At 36.6% G+C, this 25,851-nt stretch carries 24 protein-coding genes and 2 other annotated features; of the genes, 20 read left to right on the top strand and 4 right to left on the bottom strand.

Features of this window, described 5'->3' with window-relative positions; all coding sequences use genetic code 11:
- The first annotated feature begins 16 nt into the window (after positions 1–16).
- From ACQCPR_RS12715 to ACQCPR_RS12665, 11 genes are all read left to right on the top strand, one after another.
- Positions 17–1,102: a sigma-54 interaction domain-containing protein gene (locus ACQCPR_RS12715; protein ID WP_427137163.1), complete on the top strand. Its 1,086-nt coding sequence runs from the start codon at positions 17–19 to the stop codon at positions 1,100–1,102.
- Between the two features lie 294 nt (positions 1,103–1,396).
- Positions 1,397–2,734, top strand: coding sequence for a GntP family permease (locus ACQCPR_RS12710; RefSeq protein ID WP_427137162.1), 1,338 nt, complete (start codon positions 1,397–1,399; stop codon positions 2,732–2,734).
- A gap of 41 nt (positions 2,735–2,775) precedes the next feature.
- Complete coding sequence (locus ACQCPR_RS12705) at positions 2,776–3,543, top strand: 3-hydroxybutyrate dehydrogenase (protein WP_340880164.1); 768 nt, start codon at positions 2,776–2,778, stop codon at positions 3,541–3,543.
- A gap of 188 nt (positions 3,544–3,731) precedes the next feature.
- On the top strand, positions 3,732–4,421 hold the full coding sequence (locus tag ACQCPR_RS12700; RefSeq protein WP_090564406.1) for a CoA transferase subunit A: 690 nt from the start codon (positions 3,732–3,734) through the stop codon (positions 4,419–4,421).
- Between the two features lie 13 nt (positions 4,422–4,434).
- Positions 4,435–5,088 carry a 3-oxoacid CoA-transferase subunit B gene (locus ACQCPR_RS12695; protein ID WP_090564405.1) on the top strand — a complete coding sequence of 218 codons (654 nt, stop codon included), beginning with the start codon at positions 4,435–4,437 and terminating at the stop codon, positions 5,086–5,088.
- Between the two features lie 123 nt (positions 5,089–5,211).
- Positions 5,212–5,424: a binding site (T-box leader), on the top strand.
- A 165-nt stretch (positions 5,425–5,589) separates the two neighbouring features.
- Positions 5,590–8,001, top strand: coding sequence for a leucine--tRNA ligase (gene leuS / locus ACQCPR_RS12690; protein ID WP_340880162.1), 2,412 nt, complete (start codon positions 5,590–5,592; stop codon positions 7,999–8,001).
- Positions 8,002–8,374: 373 nt separating this feature from the next.
- Positions 8,375–8,779 carry a VOC family protein gene (locus ACQCPR_RS12685; RefSeq protein ID WP_090564396.1) on the top strand — a complete coding sequence of 135 codons (405 nt, stop codon included), beginning with the start codon at positions 8,375–8,377 and terminating at the stop codon, positions 8,777–8,779.
- 65 nt (positions 8,780–8,844) lie between these two features.
- Positions 8,845–9,552, top strand: a complete 708-nt coding sequence (locus tag ACQCPR_RS12680; RefSeq protein WP_090564394.1) for a DNA alkylation repair protein — start codon at positions 8,845–8,847, stop codon at positions 9,550–9,552.
- A 630-nt stretch (positions 9,553–10,182) separates the two neighbouring features.
- Positions 10,183–10,635 carry a MarR family winged helix-turn-helix transcriptional regulator gene (locus tag ACQCPR_RS12675; protein ID WP_090564392.1) on the top strand — a complete coding sequence of 151 codons (453 nt, stop codon included), beginning with the start codon at positions 10,183–10,185 and terminating at the stop codon, positions 10,633–10,635.
- 26 nt (positions 10,636–10,661) lie between these two features.
- A complete protein-coding gene (locus ACQCPR_RS12670) occupies positions 10,662–11,177 on the top strand; it encodes a GNAT family N-acetyltransferase (RefSeq protein ID WP_427137161.1) in 516 nt (171 codons plus the stop codon).
- A 23-nt stretch (positions 11,178–11,200) separates the two neighbouring features.
- Positions 11,201–11,824: an FMN-binding negative transcriptional regulator gene (locus tag ACQCPR_RS12665; RefSeq protein WP_427137160.1), complete on the top strand. Its 624-nt coding sequence runs from the start codon at positions 11,201–11,203 to the stop codon at positions 11,822–11,824.
- Positions 11,825–12,176: 352 nt separating this feature from the next.
- Here ACQCPR_RS12665 and ACQCPR_RS12660 read toward each other — a convergent pair whose 3' ends face one another.
- The 3 genes from ACQCPR_RS12660 to ACQCPR_RS12650 form a co-directional block, all read right to left on the bottom strand.
- Positions 12,177–12,764 (bottom strand): anthranilate synthase component II, encoded by a 588-nt coding sequence (locus tag ACQCPR_RS12660; protein ID WP_427137159.1) that lies wholly within the window; start codon positions 12,762–12,764, stop codon positions 12,177–12,179.
- Positions 12,761–14,149, bottom strand: coding sequence for an anthranilate synthase component I (gene trpE, locus ACQCPR_RS12655; RefSeq protein ID WP_090564384.1), 1,389 nt, complete (start codon positions 14,147–14,149; stop codon positions 12,761–12,763). Before trpE ends, ACQCPR_RS12660 begins: the two co-directional genes overlap by 4 nt.
- Before the next feature lie 59 nt (positions 14,150–14,208).
- Positions 14,209–14,439, bottom strand: a binding site (T-box leader).
- A gap of 24 nt (positions 14,440–14,463) precedes the next feature.
- Positions 14,464–15,726 carry an NAD(P)/FAD-dependent oxidoreductase gene (locus ACQCPR_RS12650; protein WP_090564382.1) on the bottom strand — a complete coding sequence of 421 codons (1,263 nt, stop codon included), beginning with the start codon at positions 15,724–15,726 and terminating at the stop codon, positions 14,464–14,466.
- Positions 15,727–16,070: 344 nt separating this feature from the next.
- Here ACQCPR_RS12650 and ACQCPR_RS12645 point away from each other — a divergent pair, with 344 nt between their 5' ends.
- Together ACQCPR_RS12645 and ACQCPR_RS12640 are read left to right on the top strand one after the other, a co-directional pair.
- Complete coding sequence (locus ACQCPR_RS12645) at positions 16,071–17,687, top strand: putative polysaccharide biosynthesis protein (RefSeq protein WP_090564380.1); 1,617 nt, start codon at positions 16,071–16,073, stop codon at positions 17,685–17,687.
- A gap of 9 nt (positions 17,688–17,696) precedes the next feature.
- Positions 17,697–18,419 (top strand): pseudouridine synthase, encoded by a 723-nt coding sequence (locus tag ACQCPR_RS12640; protein ID WP_427137158.1) that lies wholly within the window; start codon positions 17,697–17,699, stop codon positions 18,417–18,419.
- Between the two features lie 37 nt (positions 18,420–18,456).
- On the opposite strand, the gene ACQCPR_RS12635 is transcribed toward ACQCPR_RS12640, so the two are convergent.
- Positions 18,457–18,678 carry a DeoR family transcriptional regulator gene (locus tag ACQCPR_RS12635; protein ID WP_090564512.1) on the bottom strand — a complete coding sequence of 74 codons (222 nt, stop codon included), beginning with the start codon at positions 18,676–18,678 and terminating at the stop codon, positions 18,457–18,459.
- A 514-nt stretch (positions 18,679–19,192) separates the two neighbouring features.
- Here ACQCPR_RS12635 and pepV point away from each other — a divergent pair.
- From pepV to ACQCPR_RS12600, 7 genes are all read left to right on the top strand, one after another.
- Entirely contained in the window at positions 19,193–20,599 is a 1,407-nt protein-coding gene (pepV, locus tag ACQCPR_RS12630) for a dipeptidase PepV (protein ID WP_427137157.1), read from the top strand.
- Positions 20,600–20,601: 2 nt separating this feature from the next.
- Positions 20,602–21,453: a D-amino-acid transaminase gene (dat, locus tag ACQCPR_RS12625; protein WP_090564373.1), complete on the top strand. Its 852-nt coding sequence runs from the start codon at positions 20,602–20,604 to the stop codon at positions 21,451–21,453.
- Positions 21,450–22,010, top strand: coding sequence for an RNA 2',3'-cyclic phosphodiesterase (gene thpR / locus ACQCPR_RS12620; RefSeq protein WP_427137156.1), 561 nt, complete (start codon positions 21,450–21,452; stop codon positions 22,008–22,010). Before dat ends, thpR begins: the two co-directional genes overlap by 4 nt.
- Positions 21,994–22,977: a nuclease-related domain-containing protein gene (locus ACQCPR_RS12615; protein ID WP_090564369.1), complete on the top strand. Its 984-nt coding sequence runs from the start codon at positions 21,994–21,996 to the stop codon at positions 22,975–22,977. Before thpR ends, ACQCPR_RS12615 begins: the two co-directional genes overlap by 17 nt.
- Positions 22,970–23,887, top strand: coding sequence for a diacylglycerol/lipid kinase family protein (locus ACQCPR_RS12610; RefSeq protein ID WP_427137155.1), 918 nt, complete (start codon positions 22,970–22,972; stop codon positions 23,885–23,887). The genes ACQCPR_RS12615 and ACQCPR_RS12610 overlap by 8 nt, the downstream gene beginning before the upstream one ends.
- A 19-nt stretch (positions 23,888–23,906) precedes the next feature.
- A complete protein-coding gene (trmB, locus tag ACQCPR_RS12605) occupies positions 23,907–24,548 on the top strand; it encodes a tRNA (guanosine(46)-N7)-methyltransferase TrmB (protein WP_090564365.1) in 642 nt (213 codons plus the stop codon).
- A 198-nt stretch (positions 24,549–24,746) separates the two neighbouring features.
- Positions 24,747–25,592, top strand: a complete 846-nt coding sequence (locus ACQCPR_RS12600) for a YtnP family quorum-quenching lactonase (RefSeq protein WP_090564363.1) — start codon at positions 24,747–24,749, stop codon at positions 25,590–25,592.
- Positions 25,593–25,851: the final 259 nt, after the last annotated feature.

The raw sequence follows: 25,851 nt of genomic DNA, 5'->3' as shown, positions 1-25,851 counted from the left end.
TGGGGTGCAGCACCATATGCTTGCCAATCGTGTACCTCTTTTTGTTGATGGTAAGATTGTAGGAGCTTTCGGTAGTGTCATCTTTCGAGATATGTCCGATTGGAAAAAGCTAAGTTCTCATGTTCAGACTACAATGGAAAGAATTCAGTTGAATCTAGAGGATAATAGTTATAGTGAGTATAGGTTAGGAGACATAAAAGGAAGTTCTCCAGCCATACGGAAGACAAAGGAAACAATTGAAATAATAGCTCCTAGTGATCTTCCGGTATTAATCGAGGGGGAAAGTGGAACAGGGAAGGATATGTTTGCACACAGTATTCATCAGCTATCCGAACGTTCAGACTTTCCATTTGTAAAAGTAAATTGTGCGGCAATTCCTGCAGATTTATTGGAGAAAGAGTTGTTTGGTGTATATAATCCGCTTACTGGTTTAGTGCAAAATGGACGAGTTAAACAAGCCGATAATGGAACTCTATATATAGATGAAATTAGTACACTCCCTCTTACACTCCAAGCAAAACTGTTAAGGGCTATGCAGGATGAAGAAATTTTGCCACTGAATTCGGAGAACAGTGAAAAAGTAAATGTTCGTATAGTTGCTTCATCCAATATATCCCTCTCTCAATTAATAGAGGAAAAGAAATTCCGTGAAGATTTGTTTTATCGTTTACAAGCAATCACCTTAAGAATTCCCCCTCTAAGAGAAAGAATGGAAGACTTCGTAGATTTACTCAACTATTTTCTGCAAAAGTTTATGCTCAAGGCTGGGCGAAGACATGTCACGTTAGCAACAAAAACGCGAGAGATACTCCAATCCTATCACTGGCCAGGGAATGTAAGAGAATTACAAAACATACTGCAGGCTGCAGTTTATTTGGCTGAAAACGATATTATTTTGCCATCAGCACTTCCTGCTCAGGTGAAGCTTAGGAATGTACCATCTTTCCAAACTACTGGAACACTCGAAGACATTTTAGCAGCAGTAGAAAAGAAAGTTCTTCAATCATACCTAGAAGAAGAATCCGATAAAATACAAATTGCAAAACAACTTGGTCTAAGCAGATCCACATTATATGAAAAAATCAAAAAACACAACTTATGAACTAAATCCGATTTTTTGGACATCAATCCAAAAAATCGGATTTTCTATTTTTTGAATTAAACCGTTGTTTATTAGTTTTAATATTATAATAATCCGAAATGTCGGATTATTATCTTTTGAAATGCAAAGGGTACCGTCACAAACTCTATTGATTGAAAATTTCGATTATGATTTAATTACCTATGAAAGCGCTTTTATTTAAGAATTGAAGTTTGATAGATGATTCAATAAAGCCGATTCAACTGCAGAGAAACGGCGGAAGATTTAACTATAAAAATTAAGGGGGATTTGTTTATGGGTGGTAGTATTCTAATGAGTATGATTGGTTTAATAGGGGGACTTGCGTTATTAATCGGTCTAACTTTGAAAGGTGTAAATATTATTATAGTTGGTCCAGTATCTGCACTATTCGTGGCATTAATGAGCGGTATGCCACTATTTCCACAATTAGTGGAAGATGGTGTACCAAACTTTGTGACAAATTATATGCAAGGATTTACAGGATTTATCATGTCATGGTATTTAATGTTTTTATTAGGTGCTGTATTTGGAAAGGTTATGGAGGATAGCGGTGCTGCAGATGCAGTTGCAAAAATGATAGTGGACAAATTAGGGATGAAATTTGCTGTTTTAGCTATTGTTATTGCATGTGCTATCTTGACATACGGGGGAGTAAGTTTGTTTGTTGTAGCTTTTGCTGTGTATCCAATGGCTATATCTTTGTTTAAACAAGCTGATTTGCCACGTCGCTTTATACCTGCAACACTTGCTTTAGGATCCGTAACATTTACCATGACTTCCGCTGGATCTCCGGAAATTCAAAACTGGATTCCGATGGATTATCTAGAGACAACACCTTATGCAGGTGCAGAAGTAAGTATTATCGTAGCAGCCTTTATGGCGGTATTTGGTTACTGGTGGCTGAAGAAAATTATTTCGAAAGCCGTAAAGAATGGTGAACGCTTTGAAGATAGAAAAACAGATCCTACTTTTGATACATCTCGTGCATTACCAAATCCGTTTCTAGCATTTATCCCACTAATAGTAGTATTAGTTATTTCTTATATTTTCCACGATGAACTAAAGCAATCGGCACTAATCTTGGCGTTACTTGGTGGAATTATTGCAACATTTATTGTGAGTTGGAAATACTTTAAAAGTCCATGGGAAGCAGTTTCTGCTGGAACAATAGGGGCTATAATAGCAATTGGAAATACAGCTGCTGTAGTCGGTTTCGGAGGTGTAGCAAAAGCTGTTCCTGCTTTTGGTGTAGCAGTGGATGCTATGGCTAGTATACCGGGATCTCCATTGATAGGTGCTGGTGTCGCGGTATCGGTGATCGCAGGTATGACCGGATCTGCTTCTGGTGGTCAAACTATTGCATTGCCATTATTAGCTCCGGGTTACATTGAAGCAGGGGTCAATCAAGAAGCTTTGCATCGAGTTGTAGCAATATCATCAGGGGCACTTGATTCCCTACCACATAATGGTTATGTGGTAACGACAATTCAATCGATCTGTGGTGAAAAACATAGTGCAGCCTATTGGGCTGTAGCTGCAACAACAGTTGTAACACCATTAATAGGATTAGCAATTGCGATAATTCTTTTTTCTATTGGATTAGGTATTTGATTATATTAAGCGAATCTTATGGTAAGTTGGGGGTAATATAAGTGGTTAAAGATAGAGTTCTTCTTATTACTGGAGCAGCACAGGGCATAGGCTTTGAGATTGCTCAGGAATTTTATAAAGCTGGTGCGAAAGTTGTTTTAACTGATATAAATGAAGAGAAGGTAAAGGATGCTGCCATAGATTTAGGAAATGAAGTACTTGGTATTAAATGTGACGTGACAAAAGAGGAAGACATAGTCAATTCTATAAATGCTACTATTAAAGAATTTGGAAGGATTGATATCCTTATAAATAACGCAGGTATGCAGCATGTTTCAATGCTAGAAGATTTTCCGACAGAACGTTTTGAGCTATTGATCAAAATAATGCTAACCGCTCCGTTTATTGCAACTAAACACGTTCTTCCGCATATGCGGGAGAACGGATTCGGGAGAATTATTAATATGGCCTCTATAAATGGTTTAGTTGGTTTTGCTGGTAAAGCAGCTTATAATTCAGCCAAACACGGCGTAATTGGTCTTACAAAAGTTGCAGCTCTTGAGACAGCGGCAGATGGAATCACAGTGAATGCCGTATGCCCAGGATATGTGGACACACCGCTTGTACGGAACCAATTTAAGGATTTAGCGAAAGTACGAAATGTTCCAGTTGAAGCCGTTTTAGAGGAAGTATTATATCCTTTAGTTCCACAAAAACGATTGTTAGACGTAAAAGAGATAGCTGATTTAACTATGTTTTTAGCAAGTGAAGCTGCAAAAGGTATGACTGGGCAAGCAGTTGTTTTAGACGGTGGTTACACGAGTCAATAATTATAATTATTGACTTTAAGCGATTGTTTTTTAAACGTCCGATTTAATAATCGCTGTGTTTTATTAAATATCACTAGATAGGGAGAAAGAATTCATCTATTCAAATATTCAGGAATATAGTTTGCTAAGTTATCGGATATTTGAGAAAATAATAATGTGTCAAGCTTACTTGAAAGGGGATTGGAAGCATGAAACCTATTTACAATTCAGCTAAAGAGGCTGTTGCAGGGGTGCAAGATGGAATGACTCTAATGGTTGGAGGATTTGGACTTGTCGGAATTCCGGAACAGCTAATATTAGCGTTAGTTGAAAAAGGTGTGAAGGACTTAACGGTTATCTCCAACAATTGTGGTGTGGATGAGTGGGGTCTAGGGCTGCTACTTAAAAATAAACAGATAAAGAAAATGATAGGTTCATATGTTGGGGAAAATAAAGAGTTTGAAAGACAGGTAATATCTGGTGAGATTGAGGTGGAATTGACACCACAAGGAACGTTGGCAGAAAAAATTCGCGCTGGTGGTGCTGGAATTCCTGCTTTTTATACTCCTGCAGGTGTAGGAACCATTGTAGCGGAAGGAAAGGAAGTACGTGTATACGACGGTAAGGAATATGTATTAGAAGAAGCACTTCGAGCTGATTATGCTTTCATACGGGCAGCTAAGGCAGATAAATTTGGGAATCTTATTTATAATATGACAGCGCAAAACTTCAATCCAATGATGGCAGCAGCAGGTAAAATTACCATAGCAGAAGTGGAAGAGATTGTGGAAACAGGCGACCTAAATCCTGCCCAAATACATACACCGAGTATTTATGTTCAAGGTCTGTTCCAAGCAGAACAGGAAAAAAGAATCGAACGTTTAACGACACGTTCTTAAGGAGGAGTTTCGATTGAATACACGTGAAAAAATTGCAAGAAGAGCAGAAAAGGAAATCGAAAATGGAAACTACGTTAATCTAGGAATTGGGATTCCGACTTTAGTAGCGAATTTCATCTCTCCAGATAAAACTGTCGTTTTACAATCTGAAAATGGTTTGCTTGGCATAGGTCCATATCCAACTGAGCAAGAAGTAGACCCAGATCTTATAAATGCCGGTAAGGAAACAGTGACTACTATTCCAGGTTCAGCTTTTTTTAATAGTGCAGAGTCATTTGCGATGATACGTGGAGGACATGTCGATGTAGCCATTTTAGGAGCGATGGAGGTTTCTGAAAAAGGAGATCTTGCAAACTGGATGATTCCAGGGAAGATGATAAAAGGCATGGGCGGAGCAATGGACTTAGTGCATGGTGCTAAGAAAATTATTGTCATTATGGACCATTGTGCAAAAGACGGTTCTGCTAAAATTAAAAAACAATGTGAATTACCTTTAACAGGTAAAGCAGTTGTGAATAAAATAATAACAGAACGGGCAATGATAGAGGTAACCGAGGACGGACTTGAATTGAAGGAAGTTTTCGAGGGTTATTCTGTTCAAGATATTATCGACGCTACAGAAGCGGAGCTTATTATTAAAGATGTTAGAGAAAATGTAGCGATTTAAATTAAAACAGCGAAAGTATTGCTGATTTAAGTCAACCCTCTGGACGGCAATTATCACAAAGAGTAATTGATTAAAGTGTAGCTTGTATTTTAATACAGAATCCATTATCATAAAAACTAATAGAAGTTGACTGAGATAAGGAATAGTAGATAAATATCGTTTCTTTAGAGAGCTAGCGATTGGTGTAAGTTAGCGTTACGAATTATTGAACTCGCCTTTGAGTCTGAATAAGTGAACGATTAGTAGCTTATTCCGTTTTCCGCGTTAAGGAATCAAGTTGAGTGAAGTTTTCACTAATTTGGGTGGTACCGCGTGAGTATATCTCTCGTCCCTTAGTTTTTTAAGGGGCGAGTTTTTTTATGTCTAGCTTTAGCGCCTAGCCCCTCAAGTTGCTTCAGGGTTTCAAGAAAAGGCAGAGGATGCCTGTCCGTGAAACCTTTCCAGCACTTGTCGAGACTTGCATAGGCGCTAACGCTTTTCTAAATTTAAGGAGGAGTTACGATGAGCTTTAATCATGAAGCGATTGAAAAAAAGTGGCAAAAGTATTGGCAGGAAAATAAAACCTATAAAATGACAGATGATCCATCCAAACCAAAATTTTATGCATTGGATATGTTCCCTTATCCTTCAGGAGTTGGCCTACATGTAGGGCATCCACTTGGGTATATTGCAACGGATATATTAAGTGCATTTAAACGTAAGCAAGGCTATAACGTTCTTCACCCAATGGGTTGGGACGCTTTTGGTCTTCCAGCAGAGCAATATGCAATTGATACTGGGAATGATCCCGCAGAATTTACTGCGAAGAATATTGCTACATTTAAACGTCAAATGACCGATTTAGGATTTTCATTTGACTGGGATAGAGAAGTCAATACGACGGATCCTTCTTATTATAAATGGACACAATGGATTTTCATTCAACTGTACAAAAAAGGCCTAGCATATGTAGATGAAGTGCCAGTAAACTGGTGCCCAGCATTAGGTACTGTTTTGGCTAATGAAGAAGTAATCGATGGTGTATCCGAGCGTGGGGGACATCCAGTAGAACGCCGTCCAATGCGTCAATGGGTGCTTCGTATAACTGCTTATGCAGACAGACTTTTAGAGGATTTAGATGATCTTGACTGGCCGGATAGCTTGAAAGAAATGCAACGTAATTGGATTGGGCGTTCAGAAGGTGCAGAGCTTACATTTGAGGTAGCTGAAACTAACGAATCATTCCGAGCATTTACAACTAGACCAGACACTATTTTTGGTGCAACGTATGCAGTATTAGCACCTGAGCATAAGCTTGTGGATGTCATCACAACTGCTGACCAATCAGAAGCAGTGCAAGCTTATAAAGATCAAGTGAAACTAAAAAGTGACTTAGAACGTACAGATTTAGCAAAACATAAAACAGGTGTATTTACAGGTGCTTATGCGGTTAACCCTGTAAGTGGGGAGAAAATGCCGATTTGGATTGCAGATTATGTGTTAGCTACCTATGGAACAGGTGCAATTATGGCAGTTCCTGCACATGATGAGCGCGACTATGAGTTTGCGAAACAATTTGACTTGCCAATAGTGGAAGTAGTTTCTGGTGGAGACATCGAAAAAGAAGCTTACACAGCAGATGGTACACTTGTTAACTCAGAGTTCTTGAATGGCTTAAATAAACAAGAAGCAATAGCAAAAGCAATTCAATGGTTTGAAGCGAATGGTAAAGGTGAGAAGAAAATTACGTATCGTCTACGTGATTGGTTATTCAGCCGTCAACGCTATTGGGGCGAGCCAATTCCAATTATCCATTGGGAGGATGGTACTTCGACACCTGTAGATGAGTCTGAATTACCATTAATGCTTCCGGTAACAACAGATATTAAACCGAGTGGAACAGGTGAATCACCATTAGCTAATATTACCGAATGGGTAAATGTTGTAGATCCAGTAACAGGTAAAAAAGGTCGTCGTGAGACTAATACTATGCCACAGTGGGCGGGTAGCTGTTGGTATTACCTTCGTTATATTGATCCAAATAATAACGAGGCACTTGTCGATCCAGAACTAGCGAAACGTTGGCTACCAGTTGACATTTATGTAGGTGGCGCAGAGCATGCAGTACTTCATTTATTGTACGCACGTTTCTGGCATAAGTTTCTTTATGATATTGGTGTTGTTACTACGAAAGAGCCATTCCAAAAACTATTTAATCAAGGAATGATTCTTGGTGAAGGTAATGAGAAAATGTCTAAATCAAAAGGGAATGTAGTAAACCCTGATGATATTGTAAAAAGTCATGGTGCCGATTCACTTCGTCTATACGAAATGTTCATGGGTCCACTGGACTCTTCGAAGCCATGGTCAACAAACGGTTTAGATGGATCAAGAAGATTCCTTGATCGTATTTGGCGTTTACTTGTCGATGAAGAAGGTAAGTTGAGTTCTAAAGTTACGGACATTTCTTCTGATAATATGGAAAAAGCGTATCACCAAACTGTTAAAAAAGTAACTGAAGACTTTGAAGCAATGCATTATAATACTGCCATTTCGCAAATGATGGTATTTATCAATGAAGGCTATAAAGCAGAGCAAATTTCTAAAGAGTATGTAGAAGGATTTGTGAAGCTTATTTCTCCAATCGTTCCACATATTGCGGAAGAGCTTTGGAGTATCCTTGGACATGATGATACAATCGTTTATGAATCTTGGCCAACTTTCGACGAATCTAAGTTGGTAGACAATGAAGTAGAAATTCCTGTTCAAATTAAAGGAAAAGTCCGTGCGAAATTACATGTTGCTAAAGATGCGACAAAAGAAGAGCTAGAAGCATTAGCTCTTGCTTCTGAACAAGTGCAACAATGGTTGGAAGGTCAAGAAGTGAAGAAAATAATTGCGATTCCAGGTAAAATGGTCAATATCGTAATCTAATGTAGATTTTAAAAGAAGTTATAATAAGAATGAATAAAACATCTCACCTCTAGTTTCTTAGAGGTGAGATGTTTTTTCGATTATACCAATTTAGACTGTGAATAAATATTTTTGGGAAAAATATCCGTTTAGCAAGTAAAAAGCGTTAGAGCGCAAGTAAACATAGACAGAGAGCAAGTAAACCCAATACAATCACAAGTAAGCTACAGGTAGAAGCAAGTAAACAAAAGGTGAAAGCAAGTAAACATAAAAAAGAATCAAAACGATCTAACTTTAATCATGTCTTGAAAGACCTCTAAAATGATATGATAGAAATAGATATGGAATTGTAATTTTCTATAAGCCTTATAATAATAAGAGGGGAGTTTAAGCAATGAATAACTTTATTAAAAGAGTGGGGACTACATACATTCCTGTTGTAGATCCAGAGAAATCATCGAAGTGGTATCAGGAAATGCTAGGCGCAGTTGAGAACTTTAGAAATGATGATAAAGCAATCTTAGAATTTGCTGATCAAAGCTTTTTTCTTGTTAAGGCTCAAGTAGGGGAACGATCTAGTTTTTTTGATAGCTATCAACAGGAACATTTTACAATGACTTTTGAAGTGGATGGTATAGAGCAATTAATAGAATTTCATGAATTTCTTAAGAAAAAGGAAGTAAGTGTCGGGGAAATTGAAGATCGGGGCCATCCAGGTAACAATTTTGTTTTCCGCGATCTAGATGGAAATGTGTTCGATGTATGGAGTGAATTGAGTCCTACTTTCAAAGTGAAATAGGATTAGAAAGATATAGTGTTGTTTGAGCGATTATGGAAATTTTTTATAGAAGGAAGTGCTAAACGATGAATTTGGAAATGGTAATGCAGGAGCTTGAAGCACTTGGTAAGGATAGAACTAAAAAAATGTATATATCCAATGGTGCGCATGAACCGCTATTTGGTGTTGCTACAGGCGCTATGAAGCCAATCGTAAAGAAAATAAAAATAAATCAACATTTAGCTGAAGAGTTATATGCTACCGGGAACTATGATGCAATGTACTTTGCTGGAATCATTGCAGACCCTAAAGCCATGACTGAGTCGGATTATAATCGTTGGATGGACTCGGCGTATTTTTATATGCTATCCGATTATGTAGTCGCTGTAACTTTATCAGAGTCAGATATTGCCCAAGAAGTAGCAGATAAATGGATTCAAAGTGGAGAAGAACTGAGAATGTCTGCTGGTTGGAGTTGTTACTGTTGGCTTCTAGGAAACCGTAAAGACGTGGAATTTTCAGAAAGCAAGATCTTAGATATGCTTGGCATGGTAAAAAGTAGCATTCAGGAATCACCTGAAAGAGCAAAATCTTCTATGAATAATTTTTTGTACACAGTGGGGACTTCTTATTTGCCTCTACACGAAAAAGCACTTGAGACCGCAAAGGAGATAGGTATAGTAGAACTCAAGAAAGACGATAAAAAAAGTAGTTTCCTAAATGCTTACGAAAACATACAAAAAGAAGTCGATAGAGGAAGAATTGGCTTTAAGCGCAGGCATGTAAGATGTTAAAAAAAGTGATTTAGAAAGTATAAAAAGCATTCTACAATGGATGCTTTCAGCTTGACGAGAAAAGTATTTTTATAAACTGTTATGAGTAATAATAAATATCTTTAAAGAGGTTACCCTATCTAAATAAAAATATATATAGTGGAAACCTTTAAGGAGTTGTTTATAAGGCAAGGACCACCACGAAGACTCCTTTGGGAACAGCGTGAGCAGAAGCCCCCGCAGGAAAGACATTGGTCGAACTTTGTTTGACCAATGTCTTTGCGAGTAACCGCAGGAGCATATGTTTTCCCAGTGACGAGGAGGCTGAAGCCAAGCTCACGCAAAGCAAAGTGGTGGTCTTGCCGATTTTAGTATACAATTCTATGCTCCAAAAATTGAGTTTGTCTACAGTCTGAAAGCATTCCACAATGAATGCTTTTTATTTTTATCAATTTTTGGTGTTGTACAAGAATTCAGAAGTATTTGTATAGATCTGTGCACTAGAATCGGTACAAAATTTGTCGGCTAATATGTCTCAGTTCCTTATACAAAAACTTTTTTTATTATTTTTGTTGCAAATACAACGATATTAAGTTAAATTTAATTTATATTTTTTATTGCATTTGCAACAAAGTGGATAGGAGGCTTATTATGAAGGATATCTTGCGCGAAATTGGAATGATAGCTAGAGCGTTAGATTCTATAAGCAATATAGAATTTAAAGAATATGATCTTACAAAAGGACAGTATTTATACCTTGTGAGAATATGTGAAAATCCAGGGATAATTCAAGAAAAGTTAGCTGAAATGATAAAAGTAGACCGAACCACAGCTTCTCGTGCTATAGGAAAACTTGAAATCAATGGCTTTATTGAAAAGAGAGATGATAAACATAACCAAAAAATAAAAAAACTATATCCCACAGAGAAAGGTGAAAACATCTATCCTTTCATAAAAAAAGAAAATGATTATTCAAATATGAAAGCATTAGTTGGATTTTCCGAAAGCGAAACAGAAATCATTAGTACTCTTCTCCAGAGAGTTAGAAAAAATATAGAAATAGATTGGGAATATGTAAAAAAGGGAAACAAGAGAAATTATTAATAATTTTAAGGAGTGACAAATTTAAAGTGATAAAAACAAAACTGTGTACCCTTGGAGATCTACATATACTTCAAAAAATTAGTAGCGAAACATTTAACGAAACATTTGAGCATCAGAATTCGCCGGAAAATATGAATGCCTATATGGAAAGAGCATTTAACTTAAAACAACTTGAGAAAGAATTAACCAATATATCTTCTAAATTCTTTTTTGTTTATTTTGAGAACGAAGTTGCTGGATATTTAAAGGTCAATACCAATGATGCTCAATCTGAAGAAATGGGTGATGAATCACTAGAGATAGAGAGGGTTTATATAAAGAAAAAATATCAGAAACATGGACTTGGAAAATATCTTCTAAATAAATCACTGGATATTGCTCTTGAGTGTCATAAAAAGAAAGTCTGGTTAGGCGTTTGGGAAAAAAATGAAAATGCTATTGCTTTTTATATAAAAATGGGATTTGTTCAAACTGGAGCCCACTCTTTTTATATGGGTGATGAAGAGCAAATAGACTTTATAATGGTCAAAAAACTTATATAATTATTTTCGAAAGGGTGATTATTATGTATACTCCGAAATACTTTAAGGTCACAAATGTTGAGGAAATTTGGAATTTTGTTCAAGAAAATTCTTTTGGAACGCTTATCACCACAGTGCAAGAGAAACCGATTGCCACTCATTTGCCAATGCAGATAATTAAAGAAGGAGATGATTATTATATAACTGGGCATATGGCTTATGGTAACCCTCAATGGAGAACGTTAGAAATCTGTGAAAATATATTGGTTATGTTCCAAGGACCCCACGCTTATATTTCTTCTTCTTGGTATGAAAAAGAAAATGTCCCAACATGGAATTATCAAGCTGTTCATGTATATGGTAAAGCGAGCATCTTAAGCGAAGAAGAGTTAAAACAGGACCTAACAAAGTTGCTTCAAAAATACGAAAAGCACCGTAAAAATCCAGTATTGTGGGATGGGCTATCGCCTCAGTTATTAAACAAAGAACTAAAAGGTATTGTTGGATTTAAGATCAAAGTACAAGAAATTCAAGCAGCATATAAACTAAGTCAAAATCGTAATGAAGAGGACTATCATAATATCATTAACAAACTTTATGAAGAAGAGGATTTGAATTCTCATAAAATGGCAGAAGTGATGAGTAGGAAGTTAAGACAGGACAAATAAAGATTATGTTCCTTTTAAAGAAAGTATCTTTTCATTTGGTATCCAAATACGTACTTTCCTGGTTATAGCAGGATGACGGACAGACAAACCCTATTAGATTACTGATAAAAAAGAGGGTGATCAGACGTTAGTCACGATCAACCTCTCTAAAAATTATTCTGTAAAAATAGGACAACAAACTGCCCAAAGCCTAATGAAGACGATAGAAACAAGTTTCGAACTTAAAGGGGAGGGCTTCCTTTTACCCGGTATTTCGTAAGGTTTTTATTTCATTTCCCAAGAAGTCCAAATGGTCCTATTTTCCATAAGTGGGGATGAACCCTACACTTATGGAAGTTAAGCGCTATTTATCTCATTTTACGTTGCTTATTTCAAGACTTTCGATAAATGACTGCATCATTCGATTACCTTGCTTTGTTCCTATGGATTCTGGATGAAATTGAAGTCCATAAAGAGGGTAAATGACATGTTTGATAGCCATTATTTCATTGTCATCTTCTGCTCGTGCAATCACTTCCAATTGGTCTGTTAAAGACTTTTCTTCAATTACAAGAGAATGATATCGCATGACCGAAATTGGTTCATTAAAAGACTCGAACAAAGCATAATTTTTATACGAAAGGGTGGATATTTTTCCGTGCATAATTGTTTTTGCTTGCACTATTTTTGCTCCAAAAGCTGCCCCAATCGACTGATGCCCAAGACAAATACCTAAAATGGGATACTGTTTGTATAGCTTCCGAATTATTTCGATGGAAATACCTGCATCAGCGGGAGTTCCTGGACCGGGAGAGATAATAATGGCCATCGGATTCAGTTCAACTATTTCACTTATAGTAATGGCATCATTGCGAATGACTTTAACCTCTTTGCCAAGCATACTAATTTGCTGATATAAATTATAGGTGAAGGAATCGTAGTTATCGATTAATAAAATCATCGTTGAACCTCCAAAAGAGCCTTTGCTTTATTGATCGTTTCCTCGTATTCACTCTTTGGAATAGAATCATAGACTATACCGGCTCCAGCTTGGACATGGGCGTAATGGTCCTTGACAACCATAGTTCGAATGGCGAGCGCTAAATCCATGTTACCAGTAACCGAAATATAGCCAACCGCCCCCGCGTAAACACCACGTTTCACAGACTCTAAATTATTGATAATTTGCATTGCTCTAATTTTCGGGGCTCCAGATACAGTACCTGCTGGTAGACAAGTAGTTAACACATCTAGAACATGAGCATCTTTTTTCAATCTGCCTGTCACTTCCGATACAATATGCATGACATATTTATAGTACTCAACTTTCATATATTTCTCGACTTGAACTGTTCCGACTTCAGCAATTCGACCGATATCATTGCGACCTAGATCAACGAGCATCAGATGCTCTGCAACTTCTTTTTCATCTGTTAATAACTCATTTGTTATGAGAGCATCCTCCTCAACGGTTTTTCCGCGCGGTTTAGTCCCAGCAATAGGGTTCGTTGTTACTAATCTATCTTTCACTTTTACTAAGCTCTCAGGAGATGTTCCTAAAATGATATAAGTTTCAAAATCCATATAAAACATATAAGGAGATGGATTGGAAGTGCGAAGCTGTCGATACAACGAGAAAGGGTCTCCATTAAGAGGAGTAGTAAAGCGCTGAGATAATACTATTTGAAAAATGTCACCCTTAATAATGTGATTTTTCGCTTTTTCCACCATCTCCGTAAATTCCTTTTCTTGCATCTGCGGCTTAAAAGAGAGCGTTGGCTCCATACTTTCAGGAATTATTGGTCCCTGCTGAAGCTCAGAGTAAATCTTTTCAATGGCGTTAGTCATTGCATTTTCAGATCGTCCATTTTGGAATAGATCAATGGCCGCAATAGTAACAGTTTGTTTCAAATGATCGAAAATGATAAAGGTATCGTAAAACATGACATGTACATCTGGCATTTCTAGATCGTCGTTTAATAGAACTCCAATTTTCTCAGAGTAGAATGCAGTTTCATAGCTAAAATATCCAATTGCTCCTCCAAAGAAAGTAAATGGATAAGGATCTCGATGTATTGGCAATATCTTTTTAAGCTTTTCTATTACAGATTTTTGTTCTTCTTCTATTTTTCCATTTTCATAGGACAATGAATATCCATGCTGGTTACCTGTTAATTCCCTGATGGGATCCACTGCGATAAAGGAATATCTTCCACTTTCCTTATGCTTTGCGGAGGATTCAAATAACATTTTTTTCTTTCCAAGCAATGAATGATAAATGGAAATAGGAGTCATCATATCCCCTTGAATTTCTTTCATTTGGTAGCTTCTCGTCTCAACTGTCATAACTTTTCTCTCCTTTTCTCAACTAATCTCAGCTCAACTAAACACAAAAAGGCCCTCCATCAAAGGACGGAGAGCCGTGGTGCCACCTTTATTGATCACTATTGTAATCCACTTATTGCAACCAAACAGTTGCTAGTCCTATAACGTAGACGAACGCCAAAGCCTACTGAAACTAATTGTTCAGCATTGGAGCTAAGAAGCCCATTCACTTTATAGCTTGCACTGACTTGCACCACCGTCAGCTCTCTGAAGCAATTCATAAAGCTACTATTCTTCCTCATCGCTTATTATAGTTTATTGTATTATAAGTTATTTTAAAATTCAATCGATTTTGCGGCACTCATCCCGGCAATTTTTCCGGTAACAAGGGCAGAGGTGATATTGTAGCCACCTGTATAGCCATGGATATCCAATATTTCACCACAAAAATATAGTCCTTCTTTTTTCCTTGAAGCCATAGTTTTAGGTTCTATTTCTTTAATGGAGACACCTCCACCAGTAACAAAAGCTTTTTCTAAAGGTTGTGTACCGTACACAAAGACATTAAATTGCTTTAACTCATGAGCAAGTGCACGAATCTTTTCGTGTGCAAGATTTTGGCCATCTTCACTCTCTTGAATAGCGGTGCGCTGTAGTAAAAATAAAAGCCATCGTTCAGGTACAATACCTTTCCAAACATTTTTCACTGCTTTTTTTGGATCTTCTTTAATAGCGGATAGCAAAATTTGGAAAGTTTCTTCCTCATTTTGTTCCGGAAGACTGTCAATTCGAACTGCAACAGGCTGTCCTCCATTTTTCTTTTGTTCCTTTACAACGAATTGACTGCATCTTAAGACTGCAGGGCCACTTAAGCCAAAATGGGTAAATAACATATCCATTTCGTGTGTGATAATTGCTTTTCCTTTTTTATTTAACACTGAAACACCCGCACCACGAAGCGCTAGACCTTGAAGTTCTTTCGACTTGATAAATGCCTCATTGGACAATAAAGGTACCTCTGTTGGATATAAGTCCGTCACAGTATGTCCAGCTTTTTCGGCCCATGGATAACCGTCCCCGGTTGATCCGGTTTGAGGAACTGCTTTACCGCCGACCGCTACTACGATTGCATTAGAAGTAATTTCTTCACCTGAAGCAAGTCTTACGCCAATTACTTTTTCATCATTCATCAATAACTTAGAAACTACTGAATTTAATTTAATTTCTACCTGTAATCTTTTTAATTCATCTAAAAGAGCATTTACAACATCCATAGCTTTATTGGACACTGGGAACATTCTACCGTGATCTTCTTCTTTTAAGGGCACTCCAAGATTTTCAAAAAAATCAATGATATCTTCATTATTAAAAACAGAAAACGGGCTGAATAAGAATCGACCATTTCCAGGGATATTTTTTACGATTTCTTCCTGAGGTAACCTATTAGTAACATTACAACGACCGCCACCAGATATAGCAAGCTTTTTCCCAAGCTTATTTCCTTTTTCAATAAGAAGCACTTTCCTTTTTTCTGCACCAGCTGCCGCAGCAGCCATTAATCCTGAGGGACCCCCGCCAATTACAATAACGTCATACATAATAAATTCACACTTTCGGTTTTTTCTTTATTATACATGATTGTGGTTTTGTTTAGACAGTTGTAAACTGTAAGATAGACATTTTAACTTCATTAAGCTAATATTTTTTGCGACGAGTTAGCTCAGGAGCGGAAGTATCCCACTTCTATAAGAGGTGTGGTGAATACAAATATGTATTCAACTAAGTGGTGTCTACAAAGCCCTGCTTAATAAGGTTAAGGCCTCTGGCGGATGCTGCAGATTCTCAAGCAAGGTCGAGATAAATCTGCGAGCACTGTTTTCTGCGACGAGCTTGTGCAGGAGTATATTCGTAGAGGCGAATATGATAAGATTGGACGGGTTAGATGGCATCAAATTTATTGAAAGGGACAATGATCCTAACGGTCGGTCTCTTATTATCAAGAATACTAGGTGTTCTTTATGTAATACCTTTTTATCAAATAGTAGGGGAAGAGTATATAGCGCTTTATCAATATGCCTATACACCATACTCTATCATGCTGGCAATTGCAGTTTCTGGAGTTCCAGTGGCAGTTTCAAAATTTGTATCTAAATATAACGCTCTAGGAGACTACGCTACTGGTAGAAAGCTAGTAAAATCGAGCATGCTACTTATGGCAGTAACAGGATTCTTAGGCTTTTTAATTCTTTTTTTCCTTGCTGATCCTATAGCTCATCTAATTATTAAAGATGATGAGGCAGTGTTTTCAGTAGTTGATGTAGCTTCTGTGATTAAATTTGTGAGCTTTGCTGTTATTGTAGTTCCACTAATGAGCTTAGTAAGAGGTTTTTTCCAAGGCTATCAACATATGACACCTACTGCAGTTTCTCAATTGTGGGAACAAATTGTTCGAATACTTTTTGTACTAGTCGGTGGCTTTTTTGTTGTTTACATATTTAAGGGTACTGAGAAAACGGCGGTTTCGTTTGCAGTATTTGCAGCATTTTTAGGGGCAATTGCAAGCTTGGTCGTGTTATTTTGGTATTGGAAAAAACTTAAGCCAGAATTTAATGATTTGCTCACGGGCTCGGGTAAACCAAGTTCAGATATTTCTTTATCGAATATTTATAAAGAAATGCTGATTTATACAGTACCTTTTGCACTTGTGGGAGTGATAAATCCTTTATTTCAATTTATCGATATGATTACATTTAATAATGCAATGTCTACGATTGGAATAGGTGGTGATGTATCTAATACTTTGTTAGGTATGTTGAATTTTAGTACTCATAAGCTTGTAATGATTCCAGTTATGCTTGCAACAGGTTTTAGTATGACGTTGATTCCCTTGATTACTAGCTATTATGCCAAACAAGACTTTGTGCAGGTTCGTAAATCATTGGACCAATCTTTTCAAATTTTATTGTTTTTGACGGTTCCTGCAGCAATGGGGATTTCCGTATTAGCAGATGAATTTTACTTTGTGTTTTATGAGGCGAGTGAAAGAGGGGCCGCAGTGCTTGCGCATTATGCACCAGTTGCTATTTTGTTTGCATTATATCCAGTAACAACTTCTATACTTCAAGGAATTGATCGACAAAAGCTAATTATTTTAAATTTACTACTTGGAATTCTAACAAAGCTGGTGCTCAATACGCCACTTATTAAAGTGTTTGAAACAGATGGAGCTATTATGGCAACTGCATGTGGATATATGGTCGCAATTGGGTTAAATCTATTTGCTATACACAAAACTTTACATTACAGATCGACTATGGTCATTCGTAGGGTAATGCTAATCTTAATCGTGAACCTAGCCATGTTGACTCTTGTGTTTTTATCAAAATGGACACTAGGACAGCTAATGACGATTGATACTAAGCTAGAAGGGCTGTTATCAATTATTGTTTGTGCTGGTATAGGAGCTGCTTTTTATGCATTTGTTACTTTACGATTGGGACTTGCTCAAAAACTATTTGGTGATAGACTCACCCGTTTTACGAAAAAAATTGGTTTCTAGGAGAATTAAATGCGATTAGATAAATTTCTATCTCATATGGGATATGGTACGAGAAGAGAAGTAAAAATATTGGTCAAATCGAAAGCTATTCAAGTAAATGAAGCTGTTGTTAAAGACAGCTCCATGCATGTAAATGAATTTAAGGATAAAGTAACAGTTTACGGAGAAGTAGTTGAATATAAGGAGTTCATCTATCTAATGATGAATAAACCACCTGGAGTAGTCTCTGCGACAGAAGATTCTAGGGATCAAACAGTTATTGATCTATTAGATGATGATGTTCGTCATTTTGAACCATATCCGGTGGGTAGATTAGATAAGGATACAGTTGGACTTCTTTTATTGACAAATGACGGAGCTTTAACACATCGACTTCTATCCCCAAATAAGGATGTACCAAAAGTGTATTATGCCAAAGTGGAAGGTGTAGTAGACGAATCGGATATTACGGCCTTTTCCAATGGTGTAATATTGGATGATGGTTATCATACAAAGCCTGGCATACTAAACATCTTAAAGAGTGGTCCTATTTCCGAAATAGAATTATCTATTACGGAAGGGAAATTCCATCAAGTGAAAAGAATGTTTGAATCGGTGGGGAAAAAAGTAGTTTATTTAAAAAGGTTATCAATGGGGATGTTACTATTAGATAGCTCTCTTGAAGAAGGAACGTATAGAGAATTGACTGAAGAAGAATTAGAACAAATACAGCAAAAGAATGACCTCGCTTAACTATTGAGCTTGGTCATTCTTTTCATATTGTTACTATCTAAGATGTCAATTTAACTCGTTTGTTCGTCGTGGTCCATTTGCCTCTTGTCGGACTAATGACTAAGTCATTAAAAGCAAGCACATTCAAATCTCGTTGAATCGTGCGAGGAGTGATGCCAAATTCATCGACTAAGTCTTGTGTTGTAACTGTTCCGTTATCTCGGATGAACATATACATGTCTTTAATTCGAATTAACATCCGATCAGTAGTTGGTTTCAAAAGTAACCACTCCTTCATCATGATATCTCTTGGCTAGACTAGCGGACGACTTGGGTGAAAAGCAACTGAGTAATTGCAATTTACAGCCCCTTTACTAAATTGTAGTCAAAATATTTACTTTCTGACAATTCCATTATAGTAGATTTCTATTGAAATTTCTATAGAAATTATGATATTTACAAATAATTCACATTTCTTTTTAGTTTTGGAATAGGCTATTAGAACATTAAAATTAGCGTAATCTAAGTATTTTAAGAGCACCAAATACTGTCTAGGAATATAAATGGATGATATTTCCCTTTCGCAAGTGAATTCCTTTTGTAAGCAAGTAAAAAATAGTGAGAGCAATTAAACTAGCGTAAAAAAACGTAAATAATTGATAAGCCAAAGTAATAAATGCTCTTCAGGACGTTGACCAAAGTTTAAAACAGGCTATAAATTACCTTCTTTTTTTGTGTCTTACGCTATAAAAAGTGTAAAATGGAATATAAGTATTATTTAGGAGGAAGCAAATATGAACTGGTTAGAACTAGCAGAATCGAAAAAAGCAGATATCATAGCAGAATTGCAAAGATTAATACAAATTCCAAGTGTAATGGATGAAAAAGCTGGTAATGATGAAATGCCTTTTGGTCCTAAACCATTAGAAGCTCTTTTACACATGTTGAACGAGGGTGATCAAGAAGGATTTGTAACTAAGAATGTTGATAACGTAGCTGGACATATTGAAATGGGTATAGGTGAGGATATTTTAGGAATCCTTTGTCATGTAGATGTTGTCCCAGAGGGTAAAAACTGGACATATCCAGCATTTGAAGGTGTAGTGGCTAATGGTAAAGTGTATGGTCGCGGTGCTATAGACGATAAAGGGCCAACGATAGCTGCTTGGATGGCGATGAAACTAGTGAAAGAAGCCGGAATTGAACTTTCAAAAAAAGTACGTCTCATTATTGGAACAGACGAAGAAAGTGGATTCCGATGTATGGATAGATATTTTGAAAAAGAAGCAATGCCCGAAATGGGGTTCGCTCCAGATGCAGATTTCCCGATTATTAATGCAGAAAAAGGAATCGCAAGTTTAATTTTTACTCAAACTGGCTCAGCTGACACAGAAACGATTCAATTTTTCCAAGCAGGAAAACGTACAAATATGGTACCAGATGAAGCATTTGCAGTATTGTTTGGTGGCCTACATATGATAAAAGAAAAATTCCAAGAGTTTGCAGCTGAACATAATGTAGAAGGAGAAGTCACACAAGAAGGTCCTATGGTTAAAGTACTTGTCTATGGTAAATCAGCTCACGCAATGGAACCGGACGATGGCGTTAATGCGGGGGTTGTATTAGCGAAATTCTTGCAAAATATTAATTTGACTCCTCATTCTAAAGCATTCGTTAACTTTTTAGTGAATTCATTTGGGGAAGATAGTAGAGGACATTCACTGGCACTCAATTTTACAGATGAAATTTCAGGGGAAACGACTTTAAATCCAGGGGTCATTCACTATTCGCCTGCACAGGGATCTTGTACACAAGTGAGTATGCGTTATTCTGTCAGCTATCCCTTCGATGAACAATTAAGTGCGTGTAGAGATGCACTTTATGGTACAGGTATTACATTGGATCTGGGTACTAATTCTAAGCCGCATTATGTCGATAAAGAAGATATACTTATTAAATCATTACAGAAAGTATACGAAAGACATACTGGAGAAAAAGCAGAGCTATTATCTATCGGTGGTGGCACATATGCGAGGGTACTAGAAAAAGGGGTAGCGTTTGGTATGGTTTTCCCTGGTAGAAAAGATGTAGCGCATCAAGTGGATGAATATGTAGATATCGAGGATTTAGTTAAAGCAACTGCTATTTATGCAGATGCTATAGTTGAGCTTGCAGGAATTTCAAATTCGGAGGGGAAATGAGTATGGTAAAAATATTATGGAATGATCAATTTGTAAATGAGGAAGATGTGAAAATTGGATTCGAAGATCGTGGATATCAATTTGGAGATGGAATTTATGAAGTCATTAAAATATATAACGGAGATATGTTCACTGCTACAGAACATATTGATCGCTTATATGCGAGTGCTGATAAAATTCAACTAGTAATTCCATATACAAAAGATGTCATGCACAAAATGTTATATGATTTAATCGAAATGAATGAGCTTAAAGATGGGCAGATTTATCTTCAAGTTACACGCGGTACTAGCATGCGTCAACATAATTTCCCGGTACCGGCGGTTGAATCTGTATTAACAGCGTATACAAAGGAGACTGTACGTCCTCTTTCGCAATTAGAAAATGGAGTGAAAGCTTGCTTTGTAGAAGATGTTCGCTGGCTTCGCTGTGATATTAAATCGTTAAATTTATTAGGAAATGTTCTTGCGAAACAGGAAGCGATTAGTAAAGATTGCTATGAGGCGGTATTACATCGTGGAGAAACGATTACAGAAGGTTCATCGTCTAATATGTACGGCATTAAAGATGGAGTTTTATACACCCATCCGGTTAGCAATTTAATACTTAATGGTATTACTCGCCAAGTTATTTTAAGTTGCTGTGAAGAAATAGGGTTATCGGTAGTTGAAGAGGCATTCACAAAATCACAAGCACTAGAAATGGATGAAATGATTATGTCTTCTACGAATGCGGAAGTAATGCCAGTAATTTCAATTGACGGTCAATTAATTGGCAACGGCAAACGTGGCGAATGGACTGAAAAAATTCAAGTGGCTTTTGAAAAAAGAATTCCTTCGTCCGTTAAAATATGAGCAAACATTATTTTATCGCTATAAAGATTCCTGAGCCGGTTGCAACTGAAATTATTCGGGAACGTGATAAAACAAATTTACTACAGACACATAAAGTACTACCCGTAGTTGAGGATCTTCATATAACGCTCTATTATTTAGGTGAAGTTGAGGAAAATACATTAGAAAAAATAATTGATTCTCTTCGCCTGTTAGAGTGGGATTCTTTTGAACTGAAAACACATGGTGTGGCACATTTTGGAAACAAATCCACTCCACGCGTTGTGTATACTGCGATAGAAAAAAGTAATCCTTTGCAATTCTTACAGCAACAAATTGTACATCTTTTAGCGAATTTTATTGAAGTACAGAAAAAAAACGAATTTACTGCCCATATTACAATTGCAAAAAAATGGGCTTCTAAAGAATCGCTAAATTTAACAGAGTTTACACTACATGATTTAGCTTTTGACGTTCAAAGTTTCTCTATTTTTACGATTAATACGAATCGTTCTCCGCGTTATGAAGAAATGTGTATAGTTAAGTGGAGGAGGGATGAAAATGGCACAACTAGTTAAACTGCAAGATTATATCTCGCGTTATGAAATTGATTTAAAAAGGTACCCAACTCAATTTGTGCGATTAAAGAAACAACAGTGGGATCGAACAAAGGAAGAGTGGGAACGAGGATCCTTTAATTCTGATTGGATCGAAAAAGAACAGGAAGTTGTTGTAGAATACGAGAAAAAGTCACTTTTCTCTATTCTTTTTCCAAAGCATAAAAAAGAATTAGTAGAAGATATAGAATGGCAAAATGATGAATTGACCCAAGGGGTACCAATACCAGAAGAATCTACTACGTTACTTTTTGAACCAAAGCTAGTATATAAACCTCAAACAAAAGAAGAGTTAAAGCGAATGTATTTGGATCAGTTATTTCATTTTCAATTAAAATGGGCAAGCTCCACTTTACGTGAAAAGTCTTATGTTGATCCAAAGTATATGCGTGATTCCATGTTGAGGGATTTAACTCAGAAACTACCAGATAATTATTTTTTATTTTATTATCCTATTTTAAAGCTTAAGAAAGCACCAATTGAGTTAGATATTATACTTATACTTCCTACTGAAGTTGTATGCATTGTCGTTCTTGAGGACAAAACTTCCGATGCGTTTATAGGAAGTGGGGATCGGTTCTGGCTAAAGAAAAGTGGAAAAGAAGAGAAAAAAATATTAAATCCAACGATTAATCTAAATCGAATGGAATCTATATTAGGTCAGATCTTCCAAAAGCAAGAAGTAGAGTTACCGATAAAAAAAGTAATACTTTCAAGAAATGGCTATATAGATTATCCTGGAAACTCTTATCAAACCGAATTTATCGATACTAGAAAATTTCCAGAATGGTTTTTATCATTGAAATCTTCCCATTCTCCGATGAAGCATATGCAATTTAAAGCAGCACAAGCAATTTTAGACCTAGTACAAACCACTTCGTACTCAAGATCTAGCTCGGATTTAGGTAGTGCGGAACAAAATGAGTAATATAGTTTTTATCGTAAATGAGCATGCAGGCAATGGGTTAGGTAAAAAGGTGTGGAGAAAATGGAAAAAGGCTATCGATTTTCCCCACACCGTATTTATAACAGAAAGAAAAGGTCACGCAACTGAAATTGCAAAGAATTGTGCAGAATCTATGAATGATTTGCTAATTGTTGGTGTTGGCGGTGATGGGACTATCCATGAAATTATCGTTGGTGTATTGAGTTTTAAACATGTTCGAATTGGTATAATTGCTGCAGGCAGTGGGAATGACTTTAGCCGAACTTTCTCCGTTTTTCATACACCAAAGGACATTCAGGAGTTTGTATTTAGAAAGCTTCCAACAAAAATGGATATTGGTACCGTACAAACTTCTGATACAACCTACCAATTTGTTAACAATGCAGGTTTTGGGTTTGATGCAAAAGTGGCTTATCTTGCTAATTATTCTGTGTGGAAAAGCAGGCTAAACCTATTGCGACTCGGTAAACTTGCATACATAATATATCTCATTAAAGAATTATTTACATTTAAAAAATTTTCTTTTACCTTACATAATAAAGATGAAGTTATCCGATTTGAAGATGTGTGGTTTTTTGTTGTTTGCAATCAGCCGTATTTTGGAGGTGGAATGAAAATTTCACCAACGTCTATACCCAATGATCAATTACTTGAAATGACGGTTGTAAACAAATTATCAAGATGGAAATTATTATTTATTTTTGGTACAGTATTCTTTGGAAAACATACTAAGTTTAATGAAGTTACACAGTTTCAAGCATCAGATTTTAATATGGAGATCCATGATGAGGTGTTTGGTCATGTAGATGGTGAGTTTACTTGTGTAACCGATAAAGATACAGTTTATACATGTTCAGTACTAGCTAACGCGTGGAATATAGCAAACCGTTAAAGAAAAAGGAGTTTTAAAAATGAGGTTAAGAAATAAACCATGGGCAGAGGATTTTATCAATGCTCATCCAGAAATAGTCATACCAAACCCAGAAGAAATCAAAGGGAAATGGAATGTAGAGTTTAAGAATGATTATCCATTACACATCGAAGTAGGTTCAGGAAAAGGACAATTTATAACAGGAATGGCTAAGCAAAATGCAGAAATCAATTACATTGGTATCGAGCTATATGATAGTGTAATTGTGTCTGCATTGGAAAATGCTATTGCTGCCCAGCCATTGCCGAATTTACGATTATTGAAAGTTAACGGTTCAGATCTAGCGAAGTATTTTGAAAAAAACGACGTAGACCGTGTCTATCTTAATTTCTCAGATCCATGGCCAAAAACTAGACATGCTAAACGGCGCTTAACACATGCAGAGTTTTTAGAGTTATACAAATCTATTTTGGTTGACCATGCTGAAATTCATTTCAAAACTGATAATCGAGGTTTATTTGAATATTCCTTAACTAGTATGTCAGCCTTTGGAATGCTTATCAAAGATGTTTCACTAGATTTGCATGTTAATATGCCTGAGGACAATATTATGACAGAATATGAAGAAAAGTTTTCCGCAAAAGGTCAACCGATTTACCGTGTGGAAGCAAAATACGTATAACTTCATTCAGCAGATGAATGATTCAACTCAGTTGGGGTCCAAAATCCCTGCTGAATAAAGTTAAAGCCTTCGGTAGATGCCACATAGGAATTTATCGAGCTCGATAAATTCCTATGTGAGCACGGTTTTCTGCGATGAGCTTGCGTAGGCGCATTTCCTGCGGCGCTGCCGAGGCATATTTGATTAGGGGGTCAGAGGATGGACACGTTTAAATTTCATGAAATGTCATTCACATGGTTAAAGGGAGGAACAACTTTTATGGACGGGGGTGCCATGTTTGGAGTTGTTCCAAAACCATTATGGGAAAAGAAATATCCTGTCAATGAGAAAAATCAAATTGAACTACCTTCAGATCCACTACTAGTCCAATATAAAGGGAAGAATATTTTACTGGAATCAGGTCTTGGTTATCGAAAAATGACTGAGAAACAATTACGAAACTATGGTGTTACGGATCAATCTCAAGTGGAAGATAATCTTGTAGAATTAGGATTATTACCTGAAGACATCCATATTATCATGATGACTCATCTTCATTTTGATCACGCTTGTGGCCTAACAAAATGGGGAGGAGACCAAATAGTATCTACTTTTCCAAATGCCAAAATATATGTTTCCGATGTTGAATGGAATGAGATGAAAAATCCCAATATTCGTTCTAAAAATACGTACTGGAAAGAAAACTGGGAGGCAATTGAGAGTCAAGTTATACCATTCACTAATTCTTTCGAGGTAATAGAAGGAATCGAAATGATTCATACAGGAGGTCATAGTGACGGACATAGTATTGTTGTATTTAAGCAAGCAGAAGATACTGTCATACATATGGCAGATCTAATGCCTACACATGCACACCAAAACCCACTATGGGTGCTTGCATACGATGATTATCCAATGACATCTATATTTGCAAAAGAAAAATGGGTCAAACATGCACTTCAACATAATTATTGGTTCAGCTTCTACCATGATGCTTTCTATCGAATGATCAAATGGTCGGAAGATGGAAAAGAAATAATGGATATAGTGGAGAGAAGTCGGTGAATAAAAAACGAGCAGTGACATTTAGTCATCGCTCGTTTTTTATTTTTGTCAATAATTAGCCATTCAAAGGTTCGAACGGATTAGAGAAAGATGTGGATAAATTTACCTTTCCGCAAGTGAATAGCCTTGGAGTGCAAGTAAACACACGATGCGCGCAAGTAACTTATAATGGAAAGTAAGTAAATTTCTCGTTAGAGCAAGTATTTGGCGGCTTTACGCAAGTAAATAGCCTTAGAGATATCAGAGAGAATTTTTCTAA

The organism is Psychrobacillus psychrodurans (assembly GCF_050209195.1).
Lineage (GTDB): Bacteria > Bacillota > Bacilli > Bacillales_A > Planococcaceae > Psychrobacillus > Psychrobacillus psychrodurans.
This window is presented reverse-complemented; position numbering and strand designations above follow the sequence as displayed.